Annotated in this window: 24 protein-coding genes; 13 read left to right on the top strand and 11 right to left on the bottom strand. The window is 61.6% G+C overall.

The features are described 5' to 3' along the window. The first annotated feature begins 210 nt into the window (after positions 1–210). Positions 211–2442 carry a transglycosylase domain-containing protein gene (locus JNB71_RS07630; RefSeq protein WP_220371256.1) on the top strand — a complete coding sequence of 744 codons (2232 nt, stop codon included), beginning with the start codon at positions 211–213 and terminating at the stop codon, positions 2440–2442. 19 nt (positions 2443–2461) lie between these two features. Here the strand turns inward: JNB71_RS07630 and JNB71_RS07625 are convergent, their stop codons facing one another. Then, a complete protein-coding gene (locus JNB71_RS07625) occupies positions 2462–3265 on the bottom strand; it encodes a hypothetical protein (RefSeq protein ID WP_220371255.1) in 804 nt (267 codons plus the stop codon). Positions 3266–3889: 624 nt separating this feature from the next. On the opposite strand from JNB71_RS07625, the gene dnaK reads away from it, so the two are divergent. From dnaK to JNB71_RS07590, 7 genes are all read left to right on the top strand, one after another. Continuing rightward, the gene (gene dnaK / locus JNB71_RS07620) at positions 3890–5812 is read left to right on the top strand and encodes a molecular chaperone DnaK (protein ID WP_220371254.1); all 1923 of its coding nucleotides are present in this window, start codon (positions 3890–3892) and stop codon (positions 5810–5812) included. Between the two features lie 319 nt (positions 5813–6131). After that, a complete protein-coding gene (gene dnaJ / locus JNB71_RS07615; RefSeq protein ID WP_220371253.1) occupies positions 6132–7262 on the top strand; it encodes a molecular chaperone DnaJ in 1131 nt (376 codons plus the stop codon). 114 nt (positions 7263–7376) lie between these two features. Beyond that, on the top strand, positions 7377–8102 hold the full coding sequence (locus JNB71_RS07610) for a glutathione S-transferase (protein WP_220371252.1): 726 nt from the start codon (positions 7377–7379) through the stop codon (positions 8100–8102). A 107-nt stretch (positions 8103–8209) separates the two neighbouring features. Next, a complete protein-coding gene (locus JNB71_RS07605) occupies positions 8210–8674 on the top strand; it encodes a nuclear transport factor 2 family protein (protein ID WP_220371251.1) in 465 nt (154 codons plus the stop codon). 183 nt (positions 8675–8857) lie between these two features. Beyond that, on the top strand, positions 8858–9982 hold the full coding sequence (gene recF, locus JNB71_RS07600; RefSeq protein ID WP_220371250.1) for a DNA replication/repair protein RecF: 1125 nt from the start codon (positions 8858–8860) through the stop codon (positions 9980–9982). Between the two features lie 12 nt (positions 9983–9994). Continuing rightward, positions 9995–10756, top strand: coding sequence for a molybdopterin-synthase adenylyltransferase MoeB (locus JNB71_RS07595; RefSeq protein ID WP_220371249.1), 762 nt, complete (start codon positions 9995–9997; stop codon positions 10754–10756). Beyond that, entirely contained in the window at positions 10753–11223 is a 471-nt protein-coding gene (locus JNB71_RS07590) for a GNAT family N-acetyltransferase (RefSeq protein ID WP_220371248.1), read from the top strand. Before JNB71_RS07595 ends, JNB71_RS07590 begins: the two co-directional genes overlap by 4 nt. Here JNB71_RS07590 and JNB71_RS07585 read toward each other — a convergent pair whose 3' ends face one another. Next, positions 11224–12228, bottom strand: coding sequence for a 2-hydroxyacid dehydrogenase (locus JNB71_RS07585; protein ID WP_220371247.1), 1005 nt, complete (start codon positions 12226–12228; stop codon positions 11224–11226). It abuts the gene before it with no gap. A 195-nt stretch (positions 12229–12423) separates the two neighbouring features. On the opposite strand from JNB71_RS07585, the gene JNB71_RS07580 reads away from it, so the two are divergent. Continuing rightward, entirely contained in the window at positions 12424–12963 is a 540-nt protein-coding gene (locus JNB71_RS07580; RefSeq protein WP_220371246.1) for an SH3 domain-containing protein, read from the top strand. A gap of 18 nt (positions 12964–12981) precedes the next feature. Here JNB71_RS07580 and JNB71_RS07575 read toward each other — a convergent pair whose 3' ends face one another. Together JNB71_RS07575 and JNB71_RS07570 are read right to left on the bottom strand one after the other, a co-directional pair. Beyond that, positions 12982–13974, bottom strand: a complete 993-nt coding sequence (locus JNB71_RS07575) for an adenosine kinase (protein ID WP_220371245.1) — start codon at positions 13972–13974, stop codon at positions 12982–12984. A gap of 151 nt (positions 13975–14125) precedes the next feature. Continuing rightward, a complete protein-coding gene (locus JNB71_RS07570; protein ID WP_220371244.1) occupies positions 14126–14551 on the bottom strand; it encodes a VOC family protein in 426 nt (141 codons plus the stop codon). Between the two features lie 83 nt (positions 14552–14634). On the opposite strand from JNB71_RS07570, the gene JNB71_RS07565 reads away from it, so the two are divergent. Next, positions 14635–15213 (top strand): TetR/AcrR family transcriptional regulator, encoded by a 579-nt coding sequence (locus JNB71_RS07565; protein WP_220371243.1) that lies wholly within the window; start codon positions 14635–14637, stop codon positions 15211–15213. On the opposite strand, the gene nth is transcribed toward JNB71_RS07565, so the two are convergent. Beyond that, a complete protein-coding gene (gene nth, locus JNB71_RS07560; RefSeq protein ID WP_220371242.1) occupies positions 15206–15970 on the bottom strand; it encodes an endonuclease III in 765 nt (254 codons plus the stop codon). The two genes, JNB71_RS07565 and nth, sit on opposite strands and share 8 nt — an antisense overlap. 22 nt (positions 15971–15992) lie before the next feature. Between nth and JNB71_RS07555 the strand changes: the two genes are divergently transcribed. Both JNB71_RS07555 and JNB71_RS07550 read left to right on the top strand, forming a co-directional pair. Continuing rightward, positions 15993–16490 carry a DUF2244 domain-containing protein gene (locus JNB71_RS07555; RefSeq protein WP_220371241.1) on the top strand — a complete coding sequence of 166 codons (498 nt, stop codon included), beginning with the start codon at positions 15993–15995 and terminating at the stop codon, positions 16488–16490. A 174-nt stretch (positions 16491–16664) separates the two neighbouring features. Further along, entirely contained in the window at positions 16665–17537 is an 873-nt protein-coding gene (locus JNB71_RS07550; RefSeq protein ID WP_220371240.1) for a methylated-DNA--[protein]-cysteine S-methyltransferase, read from the top strand. Between the two features lie 53 nt (positions 17538–17590). On the opposite strand, the gene JNB71_RS07545 is transcribed toward JNB71_RS07550, so the two are convergent. From JNB71_RS07545 to mepA, 6 genes are all read right to left on the bottom strand, one after another. Continuing rightward, positions 17591–18226: a 2,3-bisphosphoglycerate-dependent phosphoglycerate mutase gene (locus tag JNB71_RS07545; RefSeq protein ID WP_112851643.1), complete on the bottom strand. Its 636-nt coding sequence runs from the start codon at positions 18224–18226 to the stop codon at positions 17591–17593. A gap of 27 nt (positions 18227–18253) precedes the next feature. Beyond that, positions 18254–19072 carry a 4-hydroxy-tetrahydrodipicolinate reductase gene (dapB, locus tag JNB71_RS07540; RefSeq protein ID WP_220371239.1) on the bottom strand — a complete coding sequence of 273 codons (819 nt, stop codon included), beginning with the start codon at positions 19070–19072 and terminating at the stop codon, positions 18254–18256. A 20-nt stretch (positions 19073–19092) separates the two neighbouring features. Continuing rightward, positions 19093–20895 carry an ABC transporter ATP-binding protein gene (locus tag JNB71_RS07535; protein ID WP_220371238.1) on the bottom strand — a complete coding sequence of 601 codons (1803 nt, stop codon included), beginning with the start codon at positions 20893–20895 and terminating at the stop codon, positions 19093–19095. 100 nt (positions 20896–20995) lie between these two features. Beyond that, on the bottom strand, positions 20996–22021 hold the full coding sequence (locus JNB71_RS07530) for a glucokinase (protein WP_220371237.1): 1026 nt from the start codon (positions 22019–22021) through the stop codon (positions 20996–20998). Positions 22022–22063: 42 nt separating this feature from the next. Beyond that, complete coding sequence (locus tag JNB71_RS07525; RefSeq protein ID WP_220371236.1) at positions 22064–22444, bottom strand: methylglyoxal synthase; 381 nt, start codon at positions 22442–22444, stop codon at positions 22064–22066. A gap of 111 nt (positions 22445–22555) precedes the next feature. Then, positions 22556–23632: a penicillin-insensitive murein endopeptidase gene (gene mepA, locus JNB71_RS07520; protein WP_431028375.1), complete on the bottom strand. Its 1077-nt coding sequence runs from the start codon at positions 23630–23632 to the stop codon at positions 22556–22558. 227 nt (positions 23633–23859) lie between these two features. On the opposite strand from mepA, the gene JNB71_RS07515 reads away from it, so the two are divergent. Further along, positions 23860–25707 (top strand): extracellular solute-binding protein, encoded by a 1848-nt coding sequence (locus JNB71_RS07515; RefSeq protein WP_223215802.1) that lies wholly within the window; start codon positions 23860–23862, stop codon positions 25705–25707. The last annotated feature ends 132 nt before the right edge of the window (positions 25708–25839 follow it).

The following is a 25839-nucleotide window of genomic DNA, read 5'->3' as shown; positions in this document are numbered from 1 at the left end:
AACGCCGCGCCATACCCGCATTCGCGTCGGGAGCGCACCGGATACGGTTCCGCGCAAGGAGTTGAAAGAGCACGATTTTATTCGAGCGGAAATTTAACTCCCCCTTAAATCGCCGCAATTACACTTCATCGCACTGTTTGAAATCGGCGTGGCGGCGGAATGGCCGGCCTGGCTTCCCGAAACGCTCATCTGGAGCAACCCTACCCCGGCATGGCAGGAAATCGCAAATCACCGCAGAGAATAGAACCTTCTTTCGAGGGCGGGCGGGGCCGTGACGATGGTGAACTGCGGGTCGATGCCGCGGATCGCGTCGGTGGTGGAGGCCGCAAGTCTGGACACTCCAAATCGGCGGCGAAAACGAACAGATCGAAGAGAGGCTCCGGCCGCGGCGGCTCGCGCGGCGGCGGCGGAGTGACCGGCCTGATCCGCTCGATGATCTATTGGTGTGTCGTTCTCGGCATCTGGGGTGCCATCGGCGTCGGCGGGCTGGTGCTCTATTACGGCTCGCGCATGCCCAGCGCCACGAGCTGGGCAATTCCCGACCGTCCGCCAAACGTCAAGATCCTTGCCGTCAGCGGCGATATCATCGCCAATCGTGGTGCCACCGGCGGCGAGGCGCTGTCGCTCGAAAACATGTCGCCATATATCCCGCAGGCGGTCATCGCCATCGAGGACCGGCGGTTCTATTCGCACTTCGGCGTCGACCCGCTTGGCCTGGCGCGCGCGATGCTGACCAACATCACCACCGGGCGCATGGTGCAGGGCGGCTCGACCCTCACGCAGCAGCTTGCCAAGAACCTTTTCCTCTCGCCGGAGCGCACGCTCGAGCGCAAGGTGCAGGAAGTGCTGCTCGCCATCTGGCTGGAGCAGAAATACACCAAGGACCAGATTCTGGCGATGTATCTGAACCGGGTGTTTTTCGGGTCGAATGCCTATGGCGTCGAGGCGGCATCGCGGCGCTATTTCAACAAGTCGGCGCGGGACGTGAACCTCGGCGAGGCGGCGCTTCTTGCGGGCCTGCTCAAGGCGCCTTCTCGCCTGTCGCCGGCGCGCGATCCGAAGGCTGCCGAAGAGCGCGCGCAGGTGGTGCTTGGCGCCATGCGGGAGGAAGGCTTCATCACCGACGCCGAGATCAAGACGGCCATGTCGCAGCCGCCGACCAAGGCAAAGAGCTTCTGGTCCGGTGCGCAATACTATGTGGCCGATATGGTCATGGACCAGTTGCCGGGCATGGTCGGCGAAATCAGCCAGGACCTCGTCGTCGATACCACGCTTGATCTCGACCTCGAGAAGAAGGCGGAAGAGACGCTTGCCGCGAGCCTCGAGGAATCGGGCGAGAAGCTCAACGTCAGCCAAGCCGCCCTGGTATCGATCGACGGCACCGGCGCCATTCGCGCGTTGGTCGGCGGCCGTGATTATGCCGACAGTCAGTTCGACCGCGCCGTCAAGGCCAAGCGCCAGCCAGGCTCCGCCTTCAAGCCCTTTGTCTATGCCGCCGCCATGGAAATCGGCCGTACGCCCATGTCGATCCGCAACGACGCGCCGGTCAGGATCGGCAACTGGACGCCGGAGAACTATGACGAGAAATATCGCGGCGAGGTCTCGCTTGCGACGGCACTTGCCAATTCGCTGAACACGATCGCCGCCCAGCTCGTCATGGAGGTCGGACCGCAGAACGTCATCAAGCTCGCCCACAGGCTCGGCATCGAATCGGAAATGCAGGCCAATGCCTCGATTGCCCTCGGCACCTCGGAGGTCAGCTTGGTCGAACTCACAGCCGCCTATGCGCCCTTCATGAATGGCGGCTTCAAGGCGACGCCGCACGTCATCAAGCGGATCTCGACGGCCGATGGCACGGTTCTCTACGAGAACACCTATGACAATCCGCCGCGCGTGCTTGATCCCGCCGTCGTCAGTGAGATGAACCAGATGATGGTGGGCGTGATCGAGCATGGGACCGGCAAGAGCGCCAAGCTCAAGGGCTGGCAGGCGGCAGGCAAGTCGGGCACGACGCAGTCCTTCCGCGATGCGCTGTTCGTCGGCTTCACCAGCAATCTGACGACCGGCGTCTGGTTCGGCAATGACGACGGCAAGTCGATGAAGAAGGTGACTGGCGGGGGCCTTCCGGCCAAGGCCTGGCATCACTACATGACGGCTGCGCATGAGGGCCTTTCGCCTGCGCCGATTTTCGGTATGGGCGGCATCCAGCCGACCTTCGATGGTGGTGAGGCATCCCCCGAGAGTATCGAAAATGTCATTTCGGGAGGCTCGGTGGACGAGTTCCCGCAGGCGCCGGTCTCCGATGGCCAGATCGCCACTGGTCAGGGCATGCAGCAACCGGCGGATAGCGCCAATTCCGGCCTCCTGCCGCCGGCCGATGTCGGCGAAACCACCGGCGCCACCCGGCGGACGACCCTGTTCGAAATCCTGACCGGCGGTTGAGCTACCGCCATGCGATTGTCTACCCCCAGGCGATAACGACGTTTTCTGGCTCTGTCGGGTGATCGATCCAGATTCTGATGCGTGTTTTCGCGGATGGCACTTGCGCAATCGCAAATTCAGGCTCGATAGCATCAAACAAAATAGGTTCGTTGTTGGGCGTGTTCAGGATGCCGTCGAAATCAGGTGCCCTTGTGCCTGTAACTTCAGATGCGGGGCCAAGAGTTACGTTCGTATCCCCGTCGTTCCAATAAAGGGCTGGGATATTGATGCAGTCGTCGGAAGAAAGAACGCCTTTTCGATCCATATGCAGGGGAATATCGACATTCCTGCGGCCTGCGACGTAAAAGCTGAGATACTCAGGGGCTATCGACAGATATTGCACGGTCACAGCGTCAAAACCTCCCTTTTGATAGAAGCCCACCTTGTGAGTTGCTGCACCATACGCAGTGTGGATAAATCCTGCTTGGTTTGCCCATCGATTTCGGCACCTGATGGTCGCCGATAAAATGACCTTTCTTGGAGCCTGAGTCCTTGTACCACACCGATGGCATCCGTAAGTACGGCCGATGCGATCGATTTCCGCCTGTTCGGCCCTGGTCAGCCGCCTGTTGGTTCTTGGTGCGACAATCCACTCCTTTCCGTGTGGCCCTATCCCAGTCCGCGGCAACCTCAACTGCAGCGCGCGAAGCATCGCCTCCTGCGCCACAAATTCATTCGCTCGTATCAACCCCTCGACCGTCTCGTAGGCTTGCGGCGTCGGCCGCCAGTTCGGCTCACGTCTGTGGACGGCCCGCATCGCCTCCTGCATCCGGCCGATACTCACCGCCAGCCGCGCCTCCTGCGCGGGCGTGACGGCCTGCCATCGTCCAAGGATACGGACTTGTCCCCCGCCTCGAGGTCCACGGCGACTGACGAGTCGTCGGGCGGGTTTCGGAACCGTCTCCGACTCATTGGCCACCGTAAGGATTGCCTGCCGGCACCCGTGGTTGCTCAGGGCGGAAGCCTGCCTTCAAATGAAGGCATAGAGTCAGAGCGCGAAGCTCAAGGGCGATTGCTGCAAACCTATAGCTGGATTGTAAGATGCTTGCTTCAGTTCGGTCTGTCGAATTCATTGTGGCCGCTGCCCGCTTTCATCTCAGCGGGGCAATTATGCGTGGGCTGGCAGAGGCGGGATAAAAGGGGGACGCACAAAGACATTCGGTCGAATCGGATAAGGTGCGGCCGTTTGATTGAAGATGACGGCTGCGGTATGCGAATTTCCTTCACAAAACACGCTGATTTCGCACGCTTTGCCGTTCCGTAATGCCTTGCAGTCCGAAACGCTGCTCCTTATATACGCCCCATCACCGCGGCTTCCGCTGCGCAATATTCCACAGACCATCCCGTTAGGGGCTGTCAAACGAATGCCTGACCGGGTTCCGACAGTCCGCTGCAAGGAGAGAACGACATGGCTAAAGTAATCGGTATTGACTTGGGAACGACCAACTCCTGCGTTGCCGTCATGGACGGCAAGGACGCGAAGGTCATTGAAAATGCGGAAGGTGCGCGCACGACCCCATCGATCGTTGCATTCAACGATGATGGCGAGCGCCTGATCGGCCAGCCGGCCAAGCGTCAGGCCGTCACCAACCCGGAAAACACGCTTTTTGCAATCAAGCGCCTGATCGGCCGCACGTTCGCTGATCCGACCACGCAAAAAGACAAGGGCATGGTCCCCTACAAGATCATCAAGGCAGACAATGGCGACGCCTGGGTCGAAGCGCACGGCGAGAAGTATTCCCCGTCGCAGATCTCTGCCATGATCCTGCAGAAGATGAAGGAAACCGCCGAATCCTATCTCGGTGAAAAGGTGACGCAGGCCGTCATCACGGTCCCCGCTTACTTCAATGACGCCCAGCGCCAGGCGACCAAGGATGCCGGCAAGATTGCCGGTCTGGAAGTCCTGCGCATCATCAACGAGCCGACGGCAGCGGCGCTCGCCTATGGCCTAGACAAGAAGGATGGCAAGACCATCGCCGTCTACGACCTGGGTGGTGGCACGTTCGATATCTCGGTTCTTGAAATCGGCGACGGCGTCTTCGAAGTGAAGTCGACCAACGGCGACACCTTCCTCGGCGGTGAAGACTTCGACATGCGTCTGGTCGAATACCTCGCATCCGAGTTCAAGAAGGATCAGGGCATCGACCTGAAGAATGACAAGCTGGCCCTGCAGCGCCTCAAGGAAGCTGCCGAAAAGGCAAAGATCGAGCTGTCGTCCTCGCAGCAGACCGAAATCAACCTGCCGTTCATCACGGCAGATGCTTCCGGTCCGAAGCACCTGACGATGAAACTGTCGCGCGCCAAGTTCGAAAGCCTGGTCGACGACCTCATCCAGCGCACCGTTGCTCCCTGCAGGGCAGCTCTCAAGGACGCCGGCGTCACGGCGGCCGAGATTGATGAAGTGGTTCTGGTCGGCGGCATGAGCCGCATGCCGAAGGTACAGGAAACCGTCAAGCAGCTGTTCGGCAAGGAACCGCACAAGGGCGTCAACCCGGATGAAGTGGTTGCCCTCGGCGCCGCCATCCAGGCCGGCGTTCTGCAAGGCGACGTCAAGGATGTTCTGCTCCTCGATGTCACCCCGCTGTCGCTGGGCATCGAGACGCTGGGTGGCGTCTTCACCCGCCTGATCGAACGCAACACGACGATCCCGACGAAGAAGAGCCAGACGTTCTCGACGGCCGAGGACAGCCAGTCCGCCGTGACCATCCGCGTCAGCCAGGGCGAGCGCGAAATGGCGGCCGACAACAAGCTGCTGGGCCAGTTCGACCTCGTCGGCATCCCGCCGGCACCGCGCGGCGTTCCGCAGATCGAAGTCACCTTCGATATCGACGCCAACGGCATCGTGCAGGTTTCGGCCAAGGACAAGGGCACCGGCAAGGAACATCAGATCCGGATCCAGGCATCGGGCGGTCTGTCCGACGCGGACATCGAGAAGATGATCAAGGATGCCGAGGCCAATGCCGAAACCGACAAGAAGCGCCGCGAAGCCGTCGAAGCCAAGAACCAGGCTGAAAGCCTGATTCATTCCTCGGAAAAGTCGCTGAAGGAATATGGCGACAAGGTCACGGAAGCTGAGCGCACCGCGATCTCCGATGCGATCGCCGCATTGAAGACCGCCGTCGAAGCCTCGGAGCCTGATGCTGAAGACATCAAGGCCAAGACCCAGACGCTGCTCGAAGCGTCGATGAAGCTCGGCCAGGCGATGTATGAAGCCCAGCAGGCGGATGCGGCCAATGCCGATGCGGCCGCTGACGCTGCCCGCGATGGCGATATCGTTGACGCCGACTATGAAGAAGTCAATGACGAGGACGATCGCAAGAAGTCCGCATAAGCCTTCTTCGACTGGAAATTATCGAGCCCGGAGCCACCCGCTCCGGGCTTTTCCTTTGCTCAAACCGGTGGCCTTGAAATGCGCCGCGTGCCTTGACAGAGGATGTTGCCGCCGCTGTTTGGCGGCGACAGGTGCTCCGACCGGTGCCGGAGCGCAGATGCGACGGCTTTAATCTGCGCTTTTTCGACAAAAACCTGCACGGATAGTGTATTGCCTATGGTATCGCGCTTGAAGGTTCACTAAATCGTGTTGCAAGGAATTCAGGCGACCAACGGGCGGCCTTTTTCGGCTTGCCTATTCAACAGGACAACCTGCAAGTATGAAACGTGATCTTTACGAAACGCTCGGCGTTGGGAAAACAGCGGACGAGAAAGAGCTCAAGGGCGCTTTCCGCAAACTGGCGATGAAGTATCACCCGGACAAGAATCCCGGCGACGCGGAAGCGGAAAAGAATTTTAAGGATATCAGCCACGCCTATGAAACCCTCAAGGACCCGCAGAAGCGGGCTGCCTATGATCGCTATGGCCATGCTGCCTTCGAAAATGGCGGCATGGGTGGTGGCGGCGGTTTCGGCGGCGCCGGCGCCGGTGGCTTCTCCGATATATTCGAGGACATTTTCGGCGAGATGATGGGGGGCGGCCGCCAGCGGCGGTCGTCGGGCGGACGCGAACGCGGCGCCGATCTGCGCTATAATATGGAAATCTCGCTGGAAGAGGCCTATTCCGGCAAGACCGCACAGATCCGTGTACCCACGTCGATCACGTGTGATGTCTGCTCGGGGTCGGGCGCCAAGCCGGGTACGAAACCTCAGACCTGCGGCACCTGCCAGGGCTCGGGCCGCGTACGCGCTGCCCAGGGTTTCTTTTCCATCGAGCGGACTTGTCCGACCTGCCATGGTCGCGGCCAGACCATCACCGATCCGTGCGGCAAATGCCACGGCCAGGGCCGCGTGACCGAGGAGCGTTCGCTGTCGGTCAACATTCCGGCCGGCATCGAGGACGGAACACGGATTCGCCTTTCGGGCGAAGGCGAGGCAGGCCTGCGCGGCGGTCCCGCCGGCGATCTCTATATCTTCCTGTCGGTCAAGCCGCATGAGTTCTACCAGCGCGATGGCGCGGACCTCTATTGCAGCGTGCCGATCTCGATGACGACGGCAGCACTTGGCGGCAAGTTCGATGTGGCGACGCTCGACGGCACCAAGTCGCGCGTCTCGGTGCCGGAAGGCACGCAGGCCGGCAAGCAGTTTCGCCTGAAGGGCAAGGGCATGCCGGTACTGCGTTCCAGCCAGGTCGGCGATCTCTACATCCAGATCCAGATCGAAACGCCGCAGAAGCTCACCAAGCGCCAGCGCGAGCTGTTGCGGGAGTTCGAAGAGCTGTCTTCGAAGGACAACAATCCGGAATCCGCCGGCTTCTTTTCCCGCATGAAGGATTTCTTCGACATCGAGTGACTGGCCAAGCCGACAATCGGCAATATATCCCGGCCGGAGGCAGCAATGCCTCCGGCTTTTTTTGTCCATTCGCCGGTGCCGCCGGCCTGGCGTTCGCAAGCGAAAGGTTTTCCCATGACCTATGAGCTCTTTTATTGGGACGGCATACCCGGCCGCGGTGAGTTCGTCCGTCTCGCACTGGAACAGGCGGGTGCAGACTACATCGATGTCGCCCGCACGGAGGGCGGCACGGGCCGCATGATGGCGATGATGAAAGGCAAAGCGGGAACATTCACGCCCTTTGCGCCGCCCTTCCTGAAGGATGGAAATGTCGTCGTTTCCCACGTTGCCAATATCCTGCTCTATCTCGGCGGCAGGCTCGGGCTTGCGCCCAAGGACGAAGCGGGGCGGCTCGAGGCAAACGGGCTGCAACTGACCATCACCGACTTCGTCGGCGAAATTCATGACGTCCATCACCCGATCGGCGTGTCGCTCTATTATCATGAACAAAGGGACGAGGCGCTGCGGCGGGCCGAAAATTTCCGCGACGAACGCCTGCCGAAATTCCTCGGCTACTTCGAAAAGCAGCTCGGCAAGAATGGCGACGGGCAGGTCCATGCCGTCGGCGGTGCGCTCACCTATGTCGACCTGTCTCTGTTTCATCTTCTGGAGGGGCTGCGCTATGCCTTCCCGAACGCGATGCAGGCGGCCGAACCGAACTATCCGCTTCTCGTCGCGCTCAACGCGCAGGTCAGCGAACTGCCCCGGATCAAGGCCTATCTGGCGTCCAAGCGCCGGCTTGCCTTCAACGAGGAAGGCATCTTCCGCCACTACCCGGAACTCGACCTTTCCTCTGGCTGACGTGCCCCGCATTGGATGTCCGCTGCGGTGTGTGTTGGCCGCCCGTGCCGGTTGCGATGCAGGCCAAACAGGCGCAAGATCCCGGAGGGAAAAGAGGAGGCTGGTCGATGACTGATCGACGCACACTTGAACTCGCAATTGGGGAAATCTATCGGGCGCGCGATGCCGATGACATCGACGCCTTGATGAACTGGATCGATCCCGCCTGCAGTTTCCGCATCGTGGGGTCTGGCCGCCTGGGACCGATGACCCAAAAGGTGGTTGATCCGGTATCTCTACGCGCAACCTTGACGGCGCTCATGCAGACCTGGGACCTTACGGCTGTCGGAAATACCTGCCTTTGCATTGATGGCGACACGGTATTTGTCCATCGCGCCGGAACGGTTCGGTTCATCCCGACGGATACGCGTTTCGATACCGAGTTCGTGGACAAGTTCACGTTCAGAGACGGACGCGTCACCGAACTGACCGAGTTCGTCGATACGCTGTCGGTGGCCGAAGCTGCTGGCCTCGTTACGCCGGAGCTGGCTCTGACCGTTTCGGCGGCTGGCGCGGCAAATATTCACGCCTGATCCGCGCAAGCCTATCGGCGTTTGTCATTGCCTTCCGGGACGTTCCTGGAGGGGATGTAGGCGCCGCTGGCAATAGTCCGCGCAACGCGCCAGCGGCGTCCGGTCCTGGCCGCGTCGCCCTTTCGTCTTGCCATCCGCCGCTGTTCGGCATAGCTCTCAGCCGGATACGCAACCGGATAAGCCATGCCGCACAAGGTCTTTCTCAGCCGCCTGAAGCTCAGCGATTTCCGCAATTATGCGGGCCTGTCGCTGCAGCTTGATGCGCGCCACGTGGTGCTGACGGGCGACAATGGCGCGGGCAAGACCAACCTGATGGAAGCCGTTTCCCTCCTGTCTCCCGGGCGAGGCCTACGCCGAGCCGCCTATGCCGATGTGGCCCGGGTCGGCGCGGAAACCGGGTTTTCCATCTTTGCGGAGCTGGACGGCATGGATGGTCCGGTCGAGATCGGTACCGGTACGGCCGGGGCCGAGGAGGGGCAGGCGCGGCGCCTGCGCATCAACGGAACAACGGCAAAAACCGTCGATGAGCTTCTGGATCATCTGCGGGTGCTCTGGCTTACACCCGCCATGGACGGGCTTTTCACCGGCGGCTCCAGCGACCGCCGCCGCTTCCTTGACCGATTGGTTCTGTCGCTCGATCCGGAACATGGTCGTCGCGCCAGCGACTACGAGCGCGCCATGCGCAGCCGCAACAAGCTCCTGTCCGAGGGCCGGGCGGATCCCGCCTGGCTGACGGGACTGGAGCGCCAGATGGCCGAACTCGGGATATCGATGGCCTTGGCGCGGCAGGAGATGCTGGGTCTTCTGGCAGCCCTGGTGGACAAGAATGACGCGGGCGGCATCTACCCGGCTGCCGATCTTGCGTTGTCCGGTTTTCTCGACGGCGAATGGCATCGTCCCGCGTTCGATCTGGAGGAACAGTATCTGGAGATGATGAGAAACGGCCGTTATCGCGACGCCGCCGCCGGTCGCACGCTCGATGGCCCGCATCGCAGCGACCTTCTGATCCGCCACCGGGCGAAGAACATGGAAGCCGGGCGGTGTTCGACCGGCGAGCAGAAGGCGCTCCTCGTCGGCCTTGTGCTTGCCCACGCCCGCCTCGTTGCCAACATGACCGGTCATGCGCCCGTGCTGCTGCTCGACGAGATCGTCGCGCATCTCGATGAAGGCCGGCGCGCGGCACTGTTCGATCTCGTCGACGATCTCGGTGGCCAGGCCTTCATGACCGGCACCGACCAGTCGATGTTTTCGGCGCTCGGCGAGCGGGCGCGTTATCTTACGGTTGCCAATGGCACCGTTTCCGGGTGACATTCCGCCATCATGACGACAGAGCCTCTCAATTCCGAAGAAATCCAGCGCTATGCGCGCCACATCATCCTGCCGGAGATCGGCGGCGCGGGTCAGCAGGCGCTGAAGGCCGCGCGCGTACTCGTCATCGGTGCCGGTGGTCTTGGCGCGCCGGTGCTTCAGTATCTGGCCGCGGCCGGCATCGGCACGCTCGGGATTGTCGATGACGATACCGTTTCGCTGTCGAACTTGCAGCGGCAGGTAATCCACGCCACGCCCGATATCGGCAGGCTGAAGGCCGATAGCGCAGCCGAGTTCATTGCCCGCATCAACCCGCATGTCGCGGTGATCGGGCATAACGTACGACTTGACGCCCCCAATGCGCAGGAGCTGTTTTCCCGCTACGATATCGTTGTCGACGGCTCCGACAATTTCGAGACCCGTTACCTTGCAGCCGATACGGCCGAGCATCTGCAGATCACGCTGGTGACCGGTGCCGTCGCTCGCTTCGACGGCTCGCTCACCGTCCTCCAGCCATGGAAAAGCGGGAGCGATGGGCGGCAGAACCCGTCCTATCGCGACCTCTTCCCCGCGCCGCCGCCGCCCGGCGTCGTGCCCAGCTGTGCGGAGGCCGGCATCGTCGGCGCGTTGACCGGCGTGATCGGCACATTGCAGGCGATGGAGGTCATCAAGCTCGTTACCGGCGCCGGCGAACCGCTGGTCGGCCGCCTGCTGATGTATGACGCGCTTTCGGCTCGATTCGATATGATCAGATATGGCCGGAAGGTCAGATGAAGCTCGTGCCGATCGACCGGGGATTCGAGGAATGGGATGCGCTGTTGTCGCTGATCCTCGCCTCATTCGCCTACATGCATCTCCGGATCGATCCGCCCTCATCGGCCCTTCGCCTGACGCGGCAGTCGCTGAAGCAGAAAGCCGAGACCGAGAAGGCCTATGCAGCCGTGGAAAACGGTCATGTGGTCGGCTGCATCTTCTGCAAGCCGGAACCACCGGCATGCCTCTATATCGGCAAACTTGCAGTCGCGCCGGATTCGCAGGGCAGAGGCGTCGGGCGAATGCTGTTGCAGGCCGCCGAGGGTTGTGCCGTCGAATACGGCTTGTCATGCCTGCGCCTGGAGACGCGAATCGAGCTTGAAGAAAATCACCGCCTGTTTGCGCGGTGGGGCTTTGTCAGGACCGCAGAAGCGTCGCATCCCGGCTTTACGCGCCCCACCTTCATCGAGATGCGCAAGGCGCTGTAATCAGACCCTGCCCGGCAGGACGCGATCCGGCGGTCGGTGTCCATCGAAGAAGGTGCGGATGTTGATCACCACCTTGTCGCCCATGTCGATGCGCCCCTCCAGCGTCGCCGAGCTCATATGCGGCAACAGCACGACCTTGCCTTCGGTCGCCAGCTTCAGCAGCTTCGGGTTCACGGCAGGCTCGTTTTCGAACACGTCGAGACCGGCGCCGGCGATCTTGCCCTCGCGCAGGCATTTGATCAGCGCCGTTTCATCGACGATGCTGCCGCGCGCGGTGTTGACGATGTAACTGGTCGGTTGCATCAGCGCGAGCCGCCGTGCCGACAGGAGGTGAAAGGTGGCGGGCGTCGAGGGACAATTGACCGACACGATATCGACGCGGGCGAGCATCTGGTCGAGGCTGTCCCAATAGGTCGCCTCCAACTTCTCTTCGGTCTCGGCGCTGACGCGCTTGCGGTTGTGATAGTGGATCGAAAGCCCGAAGGCCTTGGCGCGGCGGGCGACGGCCGTACCGATGCGGCCCATGCCGACAATGCCGATACGCTTGCCGGATATGCGTCGTCCGAGCATCCAGGTTGGCGACCAGCCCGCCCAATCGCCGCGCGGGTCGGTCAGGATGTTGGCGCCTTCGATCAGGCGGCGCGGAACGGCAAGGATCAGCGCCATGGTCATGTCGGCCGTGTCTTCCGTCAAAACGTTCGGCGTGTTGGTGACGGTGATGCCGTTGCGTGCGGCGGCATCGATGTCGATGTGGTCGACGCCGTTCGAAAAGCTGGCGATCAGCTTCAGCTGCGGTCCGGCCTGTTCGATCAGTGCCGCATCGATCCGGTCGGTAAGGGTCGGAACCAGCACGTCGACCCGCTTTACCGCAGCGACGAGCTCCGGCTGGCTGCGCGGTGTGTCATCGATGTTGAGCTCGGCGTCAAACAGTTCCCGCATGCGCGTTTCGACCACATCGGGCAATCTGCGGGTGATATAGACCTTGGGCTTTTTCTTGTTTGTCATCGCTGCTGCCGAGCCCTTGTTGACGGGTTTTTAACCAAGATGAGTGATCATTCTCCCTGCAGTTCATTTTCTACCAGACCCGGTGTGGAAGACAAACAAAACTCTAGGTGCCCCTGACGATTTGCCCGTCTTTGGCAGAACCGGTCAGAGATTTGGCTGCAAGTCCCTGAATCTTTACGGAAAACGGATTTCGTCATGCGTCAGTTCATTTCCAGGCTCGCTGTCGTCACAGCAGCCCTCCTGTCTGTCGTCGCAAACGATGCAATGCCGGCTTTCGCCCAGGCCGCCAAAGGCGCAAGCGGCCTGCCGCTGCCGCGCTTCGTCAGCCTGAAATCCAAGAGCGTCAACCTGCGTGTCGGACCGAGCGTCGACTACGCTGTCGCCTGGCGTTACATGAAGGCCGGCGTTCCGGTGGAAATCATTCAGGAATATGACAACTGGCGGCGCATTCGCGACGCGGACGGCACGGAGGGCTGGGTCAACCAGGCACTGCTCTCGGGGGACCGCACCGCAATCACGGCGCCGTGGATGCGCGGCAAGGGCCAGGGCATTTTCGTCAACATGCGGCACGATCCGCAGTCCAACAGCGCCATTGTCGCGCGCATGGAGCCGGGTGTCGTCGTGCATGTCGGCGAATGCAACGGCGACTGGTGCCGCGCCGAGGCGCAAGGGGTGGAGGGCTGGATCGCCCAGGGCGAGATCTGGGGCGCCTATCCGGGTGAAGCTTTCAAGTAAACGAGCGGCTGTCGGCCTTCAGAGAAGGCCGGCTTCCTTTGCCGCTGCCGCCAGCGAAACCATCGGGCGCGGGCCGATCTGCTCGATGACGATGCCGGCAGCCAGGCTTCCAAGCCTGCCGCAGTCGGCAAGCGTCCTGCCGGTCGTGTAGCCGTGCAGGAAACCGGCCGCATAGAGATCGCCGGCGCCCGTCGTATCGACGACGTTGGTGATCGTCGTTGCCTCGACCTTGACGCGTTCGGATCCCCTGGCGATGATCGACCCTTCTTCGCTGAGCGTCACCACGGCAAGCTTGCAATCCCTGGCGATCATCGAAAGCGCATGCTCGAAATCGTCCGTCTCGTAGAGTGCCAGGGCTTCGGCGCGGTTGGCAAAGACGATGTCGACGGTGCCGGAGCGCATCAGCTCGAGGAATTCCGCCCGGTAGCGATGGACGCAGAAACTGTCGGACAGGGTCATTGCCACTTCCCGGCCGTTTTCATGGGCGATGCGGGCACAGTCGCGGATCGCGTCCTTGGCAAGCGGCGGATCCCAGAGATAGCCTTCGAAATAGGTGACGGCTGCGTCCGCAACCACGGCGGGTTCGACATCGCCTGGTCCGAGCTCGACGCATGCGCCGAGATAGGTGTTCATCGAGCGCTCGCCGTCCTCAGTCACGAAGATCATCGAGCGGGCGGTCGGCGGATGCGTGTCGAGCGGCGCCGTTTCGAAATGAACGCCCTGCGCGCGTATATCGTGGGTGAAGATCTCGCCGAGCTGATCGTTGGCCACCTTGCCGAAATAGGCGGCCCGGCCGCCGAGGCTGGCGACACCCGCGGCCGTGTTGCCGGCACTGCCGCCTGAGGCTTCCAGGGCCGGTCCCATCCGCGAATAGAGCAGCTCTGCCCGCTCCGCATCGATCAGGTTCATCGCGCTCTTGATGATGCCGTTGTGGACAAGAAATGCATCGTCGCAGCGCGCAATGATATCCACGATGGCATTGCCGATCGTGAGCACGTCGAATCTGGTCATTCGGAACCGCCTGAAGTGTTTGTGTCAGCCGGTGACCGGTAATAGCGGATTTTCCGCGGTTGGGAAGGGAAAAGAACGCAAGAGCGCCACAGTCCGGATTTTGCCCGGATATTTTGACCTGCGCGGCATGTGGCGCCGCCACCGTGTTTCGTCAGACGGGCAAGACGGAGGCGTCAAACTGCGCCGCATATTCCTCGGTCGGCGGGATCGGCTTGATCACGTCGATCAGCACGCCGTTCGGGTCGGCCGTGATGAAGTGCCGCTGACCGAAATCCTCGTCGCGGAGGGTTTGAAGGATCGGCAGGCCTGCTGCCTGGAATTCGGCATAGAGTGCGTCCGGGTCTTCGACCTCGAAATTCAGGAGCAGCCCGGAAACGATGCCGCGGCCGCACTCCGGAATAGTGTGGTGGTTTCCATCGAGGACAGCCAGCGTGACGTGATCGTTAAGGGTCGATTGCAGGTGGACGTACCAGTCGCTGGTAAACTGCGCCTCGAAGCGAAGATGGCTCTTGTAGAATTCGACTGTTGCCCTGACGTCGCCGGTCATGATGACGGGATAGTAGCCGGTGATCTTCATGGCTTTCTTCTCCTTTGAAATCCACATACAATCTGTTTGTATCTTTAAATAACATACATACAGATTGTATGTAAAGGTGAGAAATGCGGCGTAGCAACAGCGAACGGACGGAAATGATGCGGGCAGCGCTGATCGCGGCGGCCCGGAGCCTCTTCATCGAGAAGGGCTATGCGGACACGACGACCCCGGACATCGTCGAGGCGGCGGGCGTCACCCGCGGCGCGCTCTATCATCACTTCGAGGACAAAAAGGCGCTCTTCGCTGCCGTTGTTGCCGACGAGGCAAGGAAAGTCAGTGAAGAAATCGAAGCGGCCTCGGCAGCTTCGGCGACAGCGCGCCAGGCCATTCTCGACGGCACGCGTGCCTATTTCGATTCCTTGGCCGTGCCGGGGCGCACCCGGCTCTTGCTGCTGGAGGGGCCTGCCGTTCTTGGATCAACCGCCATGCGGCAGGTGGACGAGAGATATTCGGAAGCCAGCCTCAGGCAGGGCCTGAAGGAACTCCTCGCCGTCGGCGGCAAGGCCCCGGACCTGCTCGACGCTTTCACAGGTCTTCTCGCAGCAGCGTTTGACCGGGCTGCACTCGCCATCGAAGCCGGCGGAAATCGCGAGGACTATGAAAGGGCGATCGCCGCGCTGATCGACGGCATTTCGGTCAAATGACCTGCGCCGGCAGCTCGACCAGCGGTGCGGGAATTTCGTTGGTCTTTTCCGCCGACTTGCAGATATCGGCAATGACGCAGCGCTGGCATTCGGGTTTGCGCGCCTTGCAGCAATAACGTCCGTGCAAGATCAGCCAGTGGTGTGCATGGTAGAGATAGTGATCCGGAACGATCCGCATCAGCTGCTCCTCGACCTCGTCCGGGGTTTTGCCCGGGGCAAGACCGATCCGGTTGGCGATGCGGAAGATGTGCGTGTCCACTGCCATCGTCGAATGTCCGAAGGCCATCGAAAGCACGACGTTGGCGGTCTTGCGGCCGACGCCGGGCAGTGTGATCAGCTCTTCGCGCGTGCGCGGCACCTCGCCGCCGAAATCGGCGATCAGCTTCTCGCTGAGCGCAATGATGTTCTTCGCCTTGTTGCGATAGAGCCCGATCGTCGTGATGTATTCGCGAACCTTCTCCTCTCCCAGAGCAACCATCTTCTCCGGCGTATCGGCTGCGGCAAACAGCGCCCGCGTCGCCTTGTTGACGCCCGCATCCGTCGCTTGTGCCGACAGGGCCACCGCGACGACGAGCGTGAACGGGTTGACGTGTTCCAGCTCTCCCTTCGGCTCAGGACGTTGGACGGAGAAGCGGCGGAAAATCTCCTCGATTTCCGCCTTGCTGTAGACGGTCTTCGGCTTGGTTCTGGCGCGGCTCGCCGTCGCTGGTCTCGCTTTCACCGCCACAATCGCCGATTTTGATTTCGCGTTTTTCATGATGCATCTATAGTCATTGGTCATGAACGATGGCAACGCCGAGATAGCGACAGACGAGCAGCCGGTTTTCGCCGCCGAGCTGACGCCCCATCGTTCGCTCGGTCTCAAGGGCTTCAAGGTCTTGCTTTTGATCGCCGGCCTGCTCAGCCTCGTCCACATCGTCGTCTTCGTCGTCATCGGCGCCTGGCCGATCGTTTTCTTTTTCGGGCTCGATTTCCTGCTGCTCTTCGGGGCGTTCTGGCTGAACTACCGGTCGGCCCGCGCCCGTGAAGAGGTGAGTGTCTCGCGCACGGACGTGTCCGTGCGCAAGTTCACGCCGGCCGGCCGCATGACCGAGCATCGTTTCAACACCTTCTGGGCGCGGTTCAACATTTCCCGCCACGAGGAGATCGGCATCGTCTCCATGCAGATCAGCGACCGGCGCCGGGCAACCGATGTCGGCTCCTTCCTCAACCGCGACGACCGGGAAACCTTCGCCACCGCCTTTGCCTGCGCGCTGGCGACAGTCAAGCGCCGCTAGAGCAGGATGCCGAGAAGTGTAAGCGGCTTTCGGACGACATCATGCTCAACCGCGTTGATCTGGTGCCGGCTGATTTTAGGTCGATTCCACCGAAAACCATCAGGTACCAGGGCAGGAATCGGGTGGCGGAGACCCGGTTGCGATGATTATCTCTGCCCTTGAGGAGATATGATCATGAATATCACGACATCGCTTGCTGCCGACATAACGCCGCATGGCAGCGACTATGAGATTGTCAGCCGGGTGGTCGAGATGTTGACCGAAAACTACCGCGACCAGCCGTCGCTGGAGGTGATCGCCGCTGAAATCGGCCAACCGCCGACGCAATTGCAGAAGACGTTCACACGCTGGGCCGGACTGTCGCCGAAGGCATTCCTGCAGGCGGTCACCCTTGACCACGCCAAGCGCCTGCTGCGGCAGGAAGAACTGCCGCTGCTCGAAACCAGCTTCGAGGTCGGCCTTTCCGGCCCGGGCCGCCTGCACGATCTCTTCGTGACCCATGAGGCAATGTCCCCGGGCGAATGGAAGCAGCGCGGCAGCGGCTTGACGATCCGCTACGGCTTCCATCCCAGTCCCTTCGGCGTGGCGTTGGTAATGGTGACCGATCGCGGCCTTGCGGGTCTTGCCTTCAGCGATGCCGGTGGTGAAAAAGCCAGTTTCGAGGATATGGCAAATCGCTGGCCGAATGCGCAGTACGTCGAAGACAGCGCAGCGACCGCCGCCTATGCGGCCCGCATCTTTGATTCCCGCGAGTGGCGTCCGGAGGAGCCGTTGCGCATCGTGCTGATCGGGTCCGACTTCCAGATCCGCGTCTGGGAAACCCTTTTGAAAATTCCGATCGGCAAGGCGGTCACCTATTCCGATATCGCCTGCAATATCGGCCAGCCGACTGCCTCGCGCGCCGTCGGCGCTGCAGTCGGACGCAATCCGATCTCCTTCGTCGTGCCCTGCCACAGGGCGCTCGGCAAGAGCGGCGCGTTGACCGGCTACCACTGGGGCCTTACCCGCAAGCGGGCGATGCTCGGCTGGGAAGCCGGCAAGGTTTGACAATGAAAAAGGGCCGCATCGGCGGCCCTTTCGTCATCTGTTGGTCTCTGTGCTCAATGCGCGCCCGACATGTCGCCGAGAACCTCCTTCGAGGCGACGGTGGAGTCGGCGTTCAGCTTGTAGACCATCGGCACACCGGTCGCGAGGTTGAGCGCGAGTATCTGCTCCTTGGTGAGCCGGTCGAGCACCATCACCAGCGAGCGCAGCGAGTTGCCGTGCGCCGCAACCAGGACCTTCTCGCCTCTCAGCACGCGTGGCAGGATGTCGGTGAGGTAATAGGGCCAGACGCGGGCGCCGGTGTCGCGCAGGCTTTCGCCGCCCGGCGGCGGGACGTCATAGGAACGGCGCCAGATATGCACCTGCTCTTCGCCCCATTTGGCGCGCGCGTCATCCTTGTTGAGACCGGACAGGTCGCCATAGTCGCGCTCGTTCAGCGCTTGGTCGCAGATCGTCTCGAGATCGGGCTGGCCGACATTGTCGAGGATGATCTTGCAGGTCCGCTGGGCGCGGGACAGCACGGAGGTGAAGGCGATGTCGAACTTGATGCCGTATTCGGCAAGCGCCTTGCCGCCGGCATTGGCCTCTTCGACGCCGAGCGCTGTCAGGTCCGGATCCTTCCAGCCGGTAAACAGGTTTTTCAGGTTCCAGTCGCTCTGGCCGTGGCGCACAAGGACGAGGGTGCCGCTCATGATAATGTTTCTCCGGGATTTTAAGGTTCAGGACAGCCCGAGCACGTCGAGCATGGAATAGAGGCCGGGCTTCTGGCCACGGGCCCAAAGGGCTGCAGTCACGGCGCCGCGCGCAAAAATCGAGCGGTCCGTGGCGCTGTGCGACAGCGTCACCTGTTCGCCTTCGCCGGCGAGGATGACCGAATGCTCGCCGATCACCGAGCCGCCGCGCAGCGTCGCAAAGCCGATCGTGCCGGCGACGCGAGGGCCGGTATGGCCGTCGCGTACGCGCACGGACTGGCTGGCGAGATCTATGGCGCGGCCTTTTGCGGCAGCTTCGCCGAGTAGGAGGGCAGTGCCGGACGGCGCGTCGACCTTGTGCTTGTGGTGCATTTCGAGGATTTCGATGTCCCAGTCGGCCGGCCCGAGCGCGCGCGTGGCTTGCTCGGTGAGAACGCCGAGAAGATTGACGCCGAGGCTCATATTGCCGGATTTGACGATCCGCGCATGCCGCGCTGCGGCCTTGATCTTCTCGTCGTCATCGCTCGAGCAGCCGGTCGTGCCGATGACATGGACGATGCGCGCCTGCGCGGCGAGACCGGCAAACTCGACGGAGGCTGCCGGTGAGGTGAAGTCGAGCACACCTTCGGCCTCGACGAAGGCCTCGAGCGGCTTGTCGCTGATCGCCACGCCGATCGGCCCCAATCCTGCAATCTCGCCCGCATCGCGGCCGATGAATGCCGAGCCCGGCCGTTCCACGGCGGCAAAGAGTTGTGCGCCGGGCATCGCATTGATCGTGCGGATCAGCGTCTGGCCCATCCGCCCGGCGGCGCCCACCACCACGAGTTTCATCTCCGTCCCGCTCATGCCTGCCCTCAATTCCTGGTTCAAACCTGCGCTTCCACCGCCGGCTGGGCCGTGCTGCCCTGCAGATTGTGCAGTCGAGCGTAAAGACCGTCCGATCGCTTCGCAAGCGCCTCGTGGGTGCCTTCCTCGACCACCAGCCCATCCTTCATGACGATGATCTTGTCGGCGTTGACGACCGTTGAGAGCCGGTGGGCGATGACGACCACGGTGCGGCCGCTCATGGCGTGGTCGAGCGCCTTCTGCACGGCGGCTTCCGATTCGGTATCCAGCGCCGAGGTTGCCTCGTCGAGCAGCAGGATCGGTGCCTGGCGTACCAGCGCGCGGGCGATGGACAGCCGCTGGCGCTGGCCGCCGGACAGCGTCACGCCGTTTTCGCCGACCGGCGTATCGTAGCCCTGCGGCTGGGCGCGAATGAAGTCATGCGCATAGGCGAGCCTTGCCGCTTCCTCGACCTCGGCGTCCGTCGCTTCCGGGCGGCCATAGCGGATATTGTCGCGGATCGAGCCTTCGAAGAGGTAAGGCTGCTGCGACACATAGGCGAGGCCGTTGCGCAGCGATTGCTTGGTGACGTGGGCGATGTCCTGCCCGTCGATCAGGATCTCGCCGCCGGAGGGGTCGTAGAAGCGCGGAATAAGGCTGATCACCGTCGATTTTCCGGCGCCGGAGGGGCCGACGAGAGCCGTCGTCTTGCCGCCTTCCGCAACAAAGCTGACACCCTTCAGAATGTCGTCGCTCTGGTTATATCCGAAGCGGACGTTCCTGAACTCGATCGTCGCCTGCCGGAGCGCGAGATTGCCGGCACCCGGAAGGTCGCGCTGATGCGGCACGGTGTCGAGGATCTCGTAGATCATCCGCGCATTGACGACGGCGCGCTCGAGCGACACCTGGAGCCTCGCAAGGCGGCGGGCCGGGTCGTAGGCCATCAGCAACGCGGTGACGAAGGCGAAGAAGGCTCCCGGCTGGATGCCGTTGTAGATCGACCGGAATGCCGCATAGGCAAGTACGCTGGAAATCGCGAAGCCGGCGAAGGTCTCCGTCATCGGGGCGGTGCGTTCGCTGAGGCGGGCGATGCGGTTGGCGCGGTTTTCGGCCCGGTCGATAATCGCCTCGACCTTGGTTTTCAGTTGCTTCTCCATCGTGAAGGCCTTGACGATGGTAATGCCCTGAATGGTCTCCTGCATGGCCCCGAGCACGTGGCTGTTGATTTCGACGGATTCCCGGGTTGCCTGCTTCAGCCGCCGCGAGATGTAGCGAAGGCCGATCAGCAATGGTGGCGCGATGACGAAGACGATCAGCGTCAGCAGCCAGTCCTTGCTGATCATCACGCCGATCAGCGCAATGAGCGTCAGGAAATCGCGCGCCAGCGATGTGACCGTCATGTTGAGGACATCGCGGATGCCGGAGACGTTCTGGCTGATCTGCGCCGAGATGCGGGCGGAGCGGGTTTCGCTGAAATAGCCGACGCTCAGTGCCATCAGATGCGAATAGAGCCGGCGCTGGTAGCTGGCGACGATGCTATTGCCGATCTTGGAGAGCGCCACGGCCTGGCCGTAGGTGGCAAAGCCGCGCACCACGAACGCAATGAAGATCGCGCCGCATATGTAGAGAACGATATCGGCCCGCTTGTTGGCGAAGGCCTCGTTGACCACCGCTTCCATGATCCAGGCGGTGAAGGCGGTCGTGCCTGCGACAAGCCCGAGGCAGGCGATGGCGAAAATATAGCCGCGCATATGGGCGCGTCCGTTTTCGGCAATGACCCGCTTCAGGACGCTGGCAATGGTCTCGCGGTCAACGGGTGGCAGCTTTGTCTTGGCTTGTTTCAAGCAGGTTTCCTTAAAGCCCGACGCGCTTGCAGGCGCTTTATTTCAGGGCTCTATAGTCCCTTGATCCCGCTTTGGCGAGTCCTTGACGCTGGCTTGCCCTTCAAGTTCTCCAGCGCCGTCCCTCTGTTGCCACACCAAAGCGCGACGGGGTGCGCGAATAGGCGGCAAGGCCTGAAAGCGCGGCCGTCGGATGGGTGACAACGAAAGTCGGGACCGTCCGGAGCAACGCCGAATGCGGCGCCTTGTCTTCGAAGGCGACGCGGAACTGCGGTTTTCTCAAGGCAGGCAGGATTTTCTGGGAAATGCCGCCGGCAAGAAAAACGCCGCCGCGTGCCATGAAGATCATCGCCATGTCACCGGCTACGCGGCCGAGATAGGTGCAAAACAGCGAGATGGTCTCCACCGCCGCCTCATCGCGTTCGGCGAGTGCACCGGTCGTCACGGCCGCCGGGTCGGGCAACTCGGGATACCAGGCTTTCGATTCGCAGACCGCGCGGTAGATGTTCATGATGCCGCGGCCGCAGAGCAGCTGCTCTGCCGAAATGCGGCCCTCGATCGGCTCGAGGAAGGGCCAGATCTGATAGTCGCGCTCCGTGCGCGGACCGACATCGATATGGCCGCCTTCGCCGGGAACCGGAATCCAGCTGTGTTGCGCATGCACGAGGCCGGCCACGCCAAGACCGGTGCCCGGGCCGAGTACGGCGCAGGAGGCGTCTTCGAGAATGCTGCCGGGACCGATCTGCTCGCGGCCTTCCTCGCCGATCGAGGCGATCGCCAGCGCCTGGGCCTCGAAATCATTGATAATGATCACGTCCTCGAGCGAAAGCGCCGTCAGCATGTCTTTCGGCTTGATCACCCAGCCAGCATTGGTGAGCGGAATATCGTCGCCCTTGACCGGGCCGGCAACCGCGATGATCGCCGAGCGCGGCTGCACCGAGGTCTTGTCGAGGATGCTGGTCTGCAGCGCTTCCTCGATGCTCGCATAGCTCGTCGTCGGGATGATCGGGAACATCTTCGGCTCGGCGAAGGCGTCGACAAGCAGCGCAAACCGCGCATTGGTTCCGCCGATATCGCCGATCAGGATCGGAAAGGTGAGGCTGCTTTCGGTGTCTGTGAGCGTGGGCATGGGACATTCCGTTGTGATCGTGCGGGCTCAAAGAGAGCTGTATCAGGGATGATGGAAGTCGATCAACTGTTCTGCCGTTGCCCGGTTCAGCGCCATCGGAATATCGTAGACGGTGGCAAGGCGCATCAATGCCTTCACGTCGACGTCATGTGGCATGGCGGTAAGCGGGTCGGTGAAGAAGATCAGCATGTGCACCTCGCCGGTGGCGATCAGCGCGCCGATCTGCTGGTCACCGCCGAGCGGGCCGCTCTTCATGCGAATGACATCGAGGCTTGGACAGGCATCCTGCACCCGGCCGCCGGTCGTGCCGGTGGCGACGATCTTCCAGCGCGCAAGTACGGCTTCGTTCGCCTTGGCAAAGGCTGCGATGTCGTCCTTCTTCTGGTCATGCGCTATCAGCGCCACGCATTTTTGACTGGTCATCCCCGATCCCCAGCGTCAACCGACCATGACGGTCTCGATTTAAATCGATTTGATCTCCTGTACAGCACAGTTTCGCGGATGGAAAGCGCTTAAGGGCCACGCCCCTACAGCCTATTGCAGGGAGGGGCGCGATAGCGGGATCGGAATCGTGCCATCCGGCAGATCGTTGGTGCCGGCATTGATCACCTGCTGGATCGCTGCATCGCCGGACTTCGCCGCTGGCTGGACCTGGGGCGCGACATAGGCGGTGCCGAAGGTCGCCGACTGCTCGGAGGCTGCCGGAGCGGCCAGCACCGCGGCACAGGCCTTCGGCAGGTCGGAAAGCGTCGCAAACCTTGGCTTCACCGGTTTGTCGCCAGGCTTCTTCACCGGCTTTGCCCAGGGTTCCTTGGTGAACCACCAGGCCAGCGACTTGTCGCAGCCGTCGCCGCCTGCCACCGGCGCCTGCGCCTTGCATCCGGAAGCGCCGGGCGGGCAGTGCATGCGAATGTGGAAATGTTCGTCATGGCCATAGATCGGGCGGACCTTGCCGAGCAGCGAGCGGTCGCCGGTCCATGTGTCGCACAGTTTTTTCTTGATCGCCGGATTGACGAAGACCCGCTCCACCTGCGGATAGCTCGCAGCCTGCATGACGACCTTGGCATGGGTCGGCGTCCAGCGCTGCGGGCTCACGGTCAGGAATTTGCTCTTGTCGAGCATGGAGGTGAACGGCAGATCTTCGCGCGCTTGCGCCGAGAGCCGCTGTGCCGGCATCGGCGTGAACCAGATATCCGCGTCGAGCCCGATCTGGTGGGAGGAGTGTCCGGACAGCATCGGCCCGCCCCGCGGCTGGGAAATGTCGCCGATCAGGATGCCGGAGCCCCAGCCGAGCCGGGCGGCGTCCTTCGAGAACTGTTCCAGAAGCGTGATCATCGCCGGATTGCCCCAGCGGCGGTTTCGCGACAGCCGCATCGCCTGCCACGTCGGCCCGTCCGTCGGGATGGCGACGGCGCCGGCCATGCAGCCTTTGGCATAAAATCCGATCGGGCTCGCAGCCGAGTTGCTGGGAAGCTGAACCTTGCCGAAAATCTGCTTGGCCGGCGTGCCGTCGGCTGCGGTTGCGTCGCCGAGGACGAGGCTCGAGCCTGCCAGCGCCGCCAGTGCCATCGATCCCAGATGCCGAAAGAGTCCTGCCATTCTCACTGCCATTCCCCGCTGATTCCCCGGTCGTCATAATGCCGCATCCCGAAGCACAGCTCCAGTCGCGATTGTCCTCGCCTGGCTGACAAGGTGTCGTTGTGTCGGCCTTGCGCAGGTTGCGATGCTGACCCAAAAAAAATGCCTGATTTGAGGCGGCTTCTGTCAATTGCCCGGATTTTGCCTATTCTGTTATTCAAGCAAGAAAAAAAGGAAATGCTTGGATGCGGCGAATTGGCATGAACTTTAGAGACGCACTGACTTTGGCGGCAGTACTTCTGCCCCTGGCTTCGCCAGCAATCGCTGAGGAGCCGGAATGGCATGGCGGTACCGCGACGGTGGGCGAGTTGAAATACAAGGACGGATTTGCCCGCTTCGACTACGTCAATCCCGATGCGCCGAAGGGCGGCAATGTGAACCTGACGGCTTCGGGCACGTTTGATACGCTGAATTCGTTGCTTGCCAAGGGCGAAATCGCTGCGGGAATGGCATCGCCGCCGGCAGCCAATCTCGTTTACGACAGGCTGATGACGCCCTCTATGGACGAGATCGCCTCGGATTATGGTCTTCTGGCGGAGGCCATCGCCTATCCGGACGATTTCGGCTTTGTGAAGTTCCGGCTGCGGGCCGAGGCCAAATGGGCAGATGGTCAGCCGGTGACGCCGGAGGATGTGGTCTTCAGCTTCGAGAAAACCAAGGAACTCGACCCCCAGAAGGAATTTTACTACAAGCATGTGACCAAGGCCGAAAAGACCGGCGACCGCGAAATCACGTTCTCCTTCGATGAGAAGAACAATCGGGAACTGCCGAAAATCGTCGGCGAACTGATGATCGTTCCGAAGCACTGGTGGGAAGGCAAGGACGCCAAGGGCGTTCAGCGCGACATCTCGAAAACCACGCTCGAAATCCCGATGGGCTCGGGGCCTTACAAGATCGCGGCAATGACGCCGGGCTCAACCATCCGCTACGAGCTGCGTGACGACTATTGGGGCAAAAACCTCAACGTCAATATCGGTCAGAACAATTTCGGTTCCTACACCTATTCCTACTATGCCGACCTTGATGTCGCCTTCGAAGCGTTCCGTTCCGGCAATGCCGACTATTGGGCGGAAAACTCCGCCAAGCGCTGGGCGACAGCCTATAATTTCCCTGCCGTCAAGGATGGCCGAATCAAACGCGAAATCGTTGACAATGATTATCGCAACAGCGGCGTTCTGGTCGGTTTCGTTCCCAACCTGCGCCGTGCGAAGTTTCAGGATCAGCGTGTGCGCGAGGCGCTCAACTACGCCTTCGATTTCGAGGAGCTGAAGCGGACGATCTTCTACAATCAGTACGACCGCATCGACAGCTACTTTTTCGGATCGGAACTCGCTTCCAGCGGCTTGCCGCAGGGCCGGGAATTGGAAATCCTGACTGAGATGAAGAATCAGGTTCCGCCCGAAGTCTTCACCAAGGAGTACAAGAATCCGGTCGGCGGCGACCAGAAAAAGCAGCGGGATAATCTGCGCGAGGCGATCGCCCTGTTCAAGGAAGCCGGCTACGAACTGAAGGGTAACCGGATGGTCAACTCCAAGACCGGCGAACCCTTCGGTTTCGAAATTCTGCTTGACGGGCCGACGATTGAGGTCGTGGCGCTGCCTTTTGCGCAAAATCTCAAGAAGATCGGTGTTCAGGTCAGCGTTCGCACGGTGGATGCGTCGCAATATACCAACCGCTGGCGCTCGCGCGATTTCGACATGATCTATACCGGCTGGGGACAATCCCTGAACCCCGGCAACGAACAGGCGGAATATTGGGGCTCGGAATCTGCCAAGCGCGACGGTTCGCAGAACTATGCCGGCATCAGCGATCCGGGCATTGATGCCCTTATTCGAAGGATTATCTTCGCCAAGGATCGCGATGAACTCATTGCCACGACCAAGGCGCTCGATCGTGTCCTGCTCGCCCATCACTTTGTTGTGCCCAGCTATACCGCGCGCTATTCGCGGCTCGCCTATTCGGCCAAGCTCGAGCATCCAGCGGAACTTCCCAAATACGCCGTTGGCTTCCCGGCGATCTGGTGGTCGAAGACAGCCGGCGCGCAATGAAAGCCTTGCACAGGGCTCGCTGTGTACTCCAAATGCACATATGCGAATCAGGTTGAGCGCCGGAGCCGGTCGCGGCAAGCGGCGCCTTGAGGGAGACCAGCGGATTGATGGATGACAGAAGGGTTGCCGATA

Source organism: Rhizobium herbae, assembly GCF_019511375.1.
Lineage (GTDB): Bacteria > Pseudomonadota > Alphaproteobacteria > Rhizobiales > Rhizobiaceae > Pararhizobium > Pararhizobium herbae_A.
Note: the sequence above shows the minus strand (reverse complement) of the source record. Positions and strands in the feature narration are given on the sequence as shown.

What these genes read in the sequence shown, in the direction of transcription:
- JNB71_RS07630 (WP_220371256.1), top strand. Translation starts at nt 211, where the DNA reads ATGGCAGGAAATCGCAAATCACCGCAGAGAATAGAACCTTCTTTCGAG.
- dnaK (WP_220371254.1), top strand. Translation starts at nt 3,890, where the DNA reads ATGGCTAAAGTAATCGGTATTGACTTGGGAACGACCAACTCCTGCGTT.
- dnaJ (WP_220371253.1), top strand. Translation starts at nt 6,132, where the DNA reads ATGAAACGTGATCTTTACGAAACGCTCGGCGTTGGGAAAACAGCGGAC.
- JNB71_RS07610 (WP_220371252.1), top strand. Translation starts at nt 7,377, where the DNA reads ATGACCTATGAGCTCTTTTATTGGGACGGCATACCCGGCCGCGGTGAG.
- JNB71_RS07605 (WP_220371251.1), top strand. Translation starts at nt 8,210, where the DNA reads ATGACTGATCGACGCACACTTGAACTCGCAATTGGGGAAATCTATCGG.
- recF (WP_220371250.1), top strand. Translation starts at nt 8,858, where the DNA reads ATGCCGCACAAGGTCTTTCTCAGCCGCCTGAAGCTCAGCGATTTCCGC.
- JNB71_RS07595 (WP_220371249.1), top strand. Translation starts at nt 9,995, where the DNA reads ATGACGACAGAGCCTCTCAATTCCGAAGAAATCCAGCGCTATGCGCGC.
- JNB71_RS07590 (WP_220371248.1), top strand. Translation starts at nt 10,753, where the DNA reads ATGAAGCTCGTGCCGATCGACCGGGGATTCGAGGAATGGGATGCGCTG.
- JNB71_RS07585 (WP_220371247.1), bottom strand. Translation starts at nt 12,228, where the DNA reads ATGACAAACAAGAAAAAGCCCAAGGTCTATATCACCCGCAGATTGCCC.
- JNB71_RS07580 (WP_220371246.1), top strand. Translation starts at nt 12,424, where the DNA reads ATGCGTCAGTTCATTTCCAGGCTCGCTGTCGTCACAGCAGCCCTCCTG.
- JNB71_RS07575 (WP_220371245.1), bottom strand. Translation starts at nt 13,974, where the DNA reads ATGACCAGATTCGACGTGCTCACGATCGGCAATGCCATCGTGGATATC.
- JNB71_RS07570 (WP_220371244.1), bottom strand. Translation starts at nt 14,551, where the DNA reads ATGAAGATCACCGGCTACTATCCCGTCATCATGACCGGCGACGTCAGG.
- JNB71_RS07565 (WP_220371243.1), top strand. Translation starts at nt 14,635, where the DNA reads ATGCGGCGTAGCAACAGCGAACGGACGGAAATGATGCGGGCAGCGCTG.
- nth (WP_220371242.1), bottom strand. Translation starts at nt 15,970, where the DNA reads ATGAAAAACGCGAAATCAAAATCGGCGATTGTGGCGGTGAAAGCGAGA.
- JNB71_RS07555 (WP_220371241.1), top strand. Translation starts at nt 15,993, where the DNA reads ATGAACGATGGCAACGCCGAGATAGCGACAGACGAGCAGCCGGTTTTC.
- JNB71_RS07550 (WP_220371240.1), top strand. Translation starts at nt 16,665, where the DNA reads ATGAATATCACGACATCGCTTGCTGCCGACATAACGCCGCATGGCAGC.
- JNB71_RS07545 (WP_112851643.1), bottom strand. Translation starts at nt 18,226, where the DNA reads ATGAGCGGCACCCTCGTCCTTGTGCGCCACGGCCAGAGCGACTGGAAC.
- dapB (WP_220371239.1), bottom strand. Translation starts at nt 19,072, where the DNA reads ATGAGCGGGACGGAGATGAAACTCGTGGTGGTGGGCGCCGCCGGGCGG.
- JNB71_RS07530 (WP_220371237.1), bottom strand. Translation starts at nt 22,021, where the DNA reads ATGCCCACGCTCACAGACACCGAAAGCAGCCTCACCTTTCCGATCCTG.
- JNB71_RS07525 (WP_220371236.1), bottom strand. Translation starts at nt 22,444, where the DNA reads ATGACCAGTCAAAAATGCGTGGCGCTGATAGCGCATGACCAGAAGAAG.
- mepA (WP_431028375.1), bottom strand. Translation starts at nt 23,632, where the DNA reads ATGGCAGTGAGAATGGCAGGACTCTTTCGGCATCTGGGATCGATGGCA.
- JNB71_RS07515 (WP_223215802.1), top strand. Translation starts at nt 23,860, where the DNA reads ATGAACTTTAGAGACGCACTGACTTTGGCGGCAGTACTTCTGCCCCTG.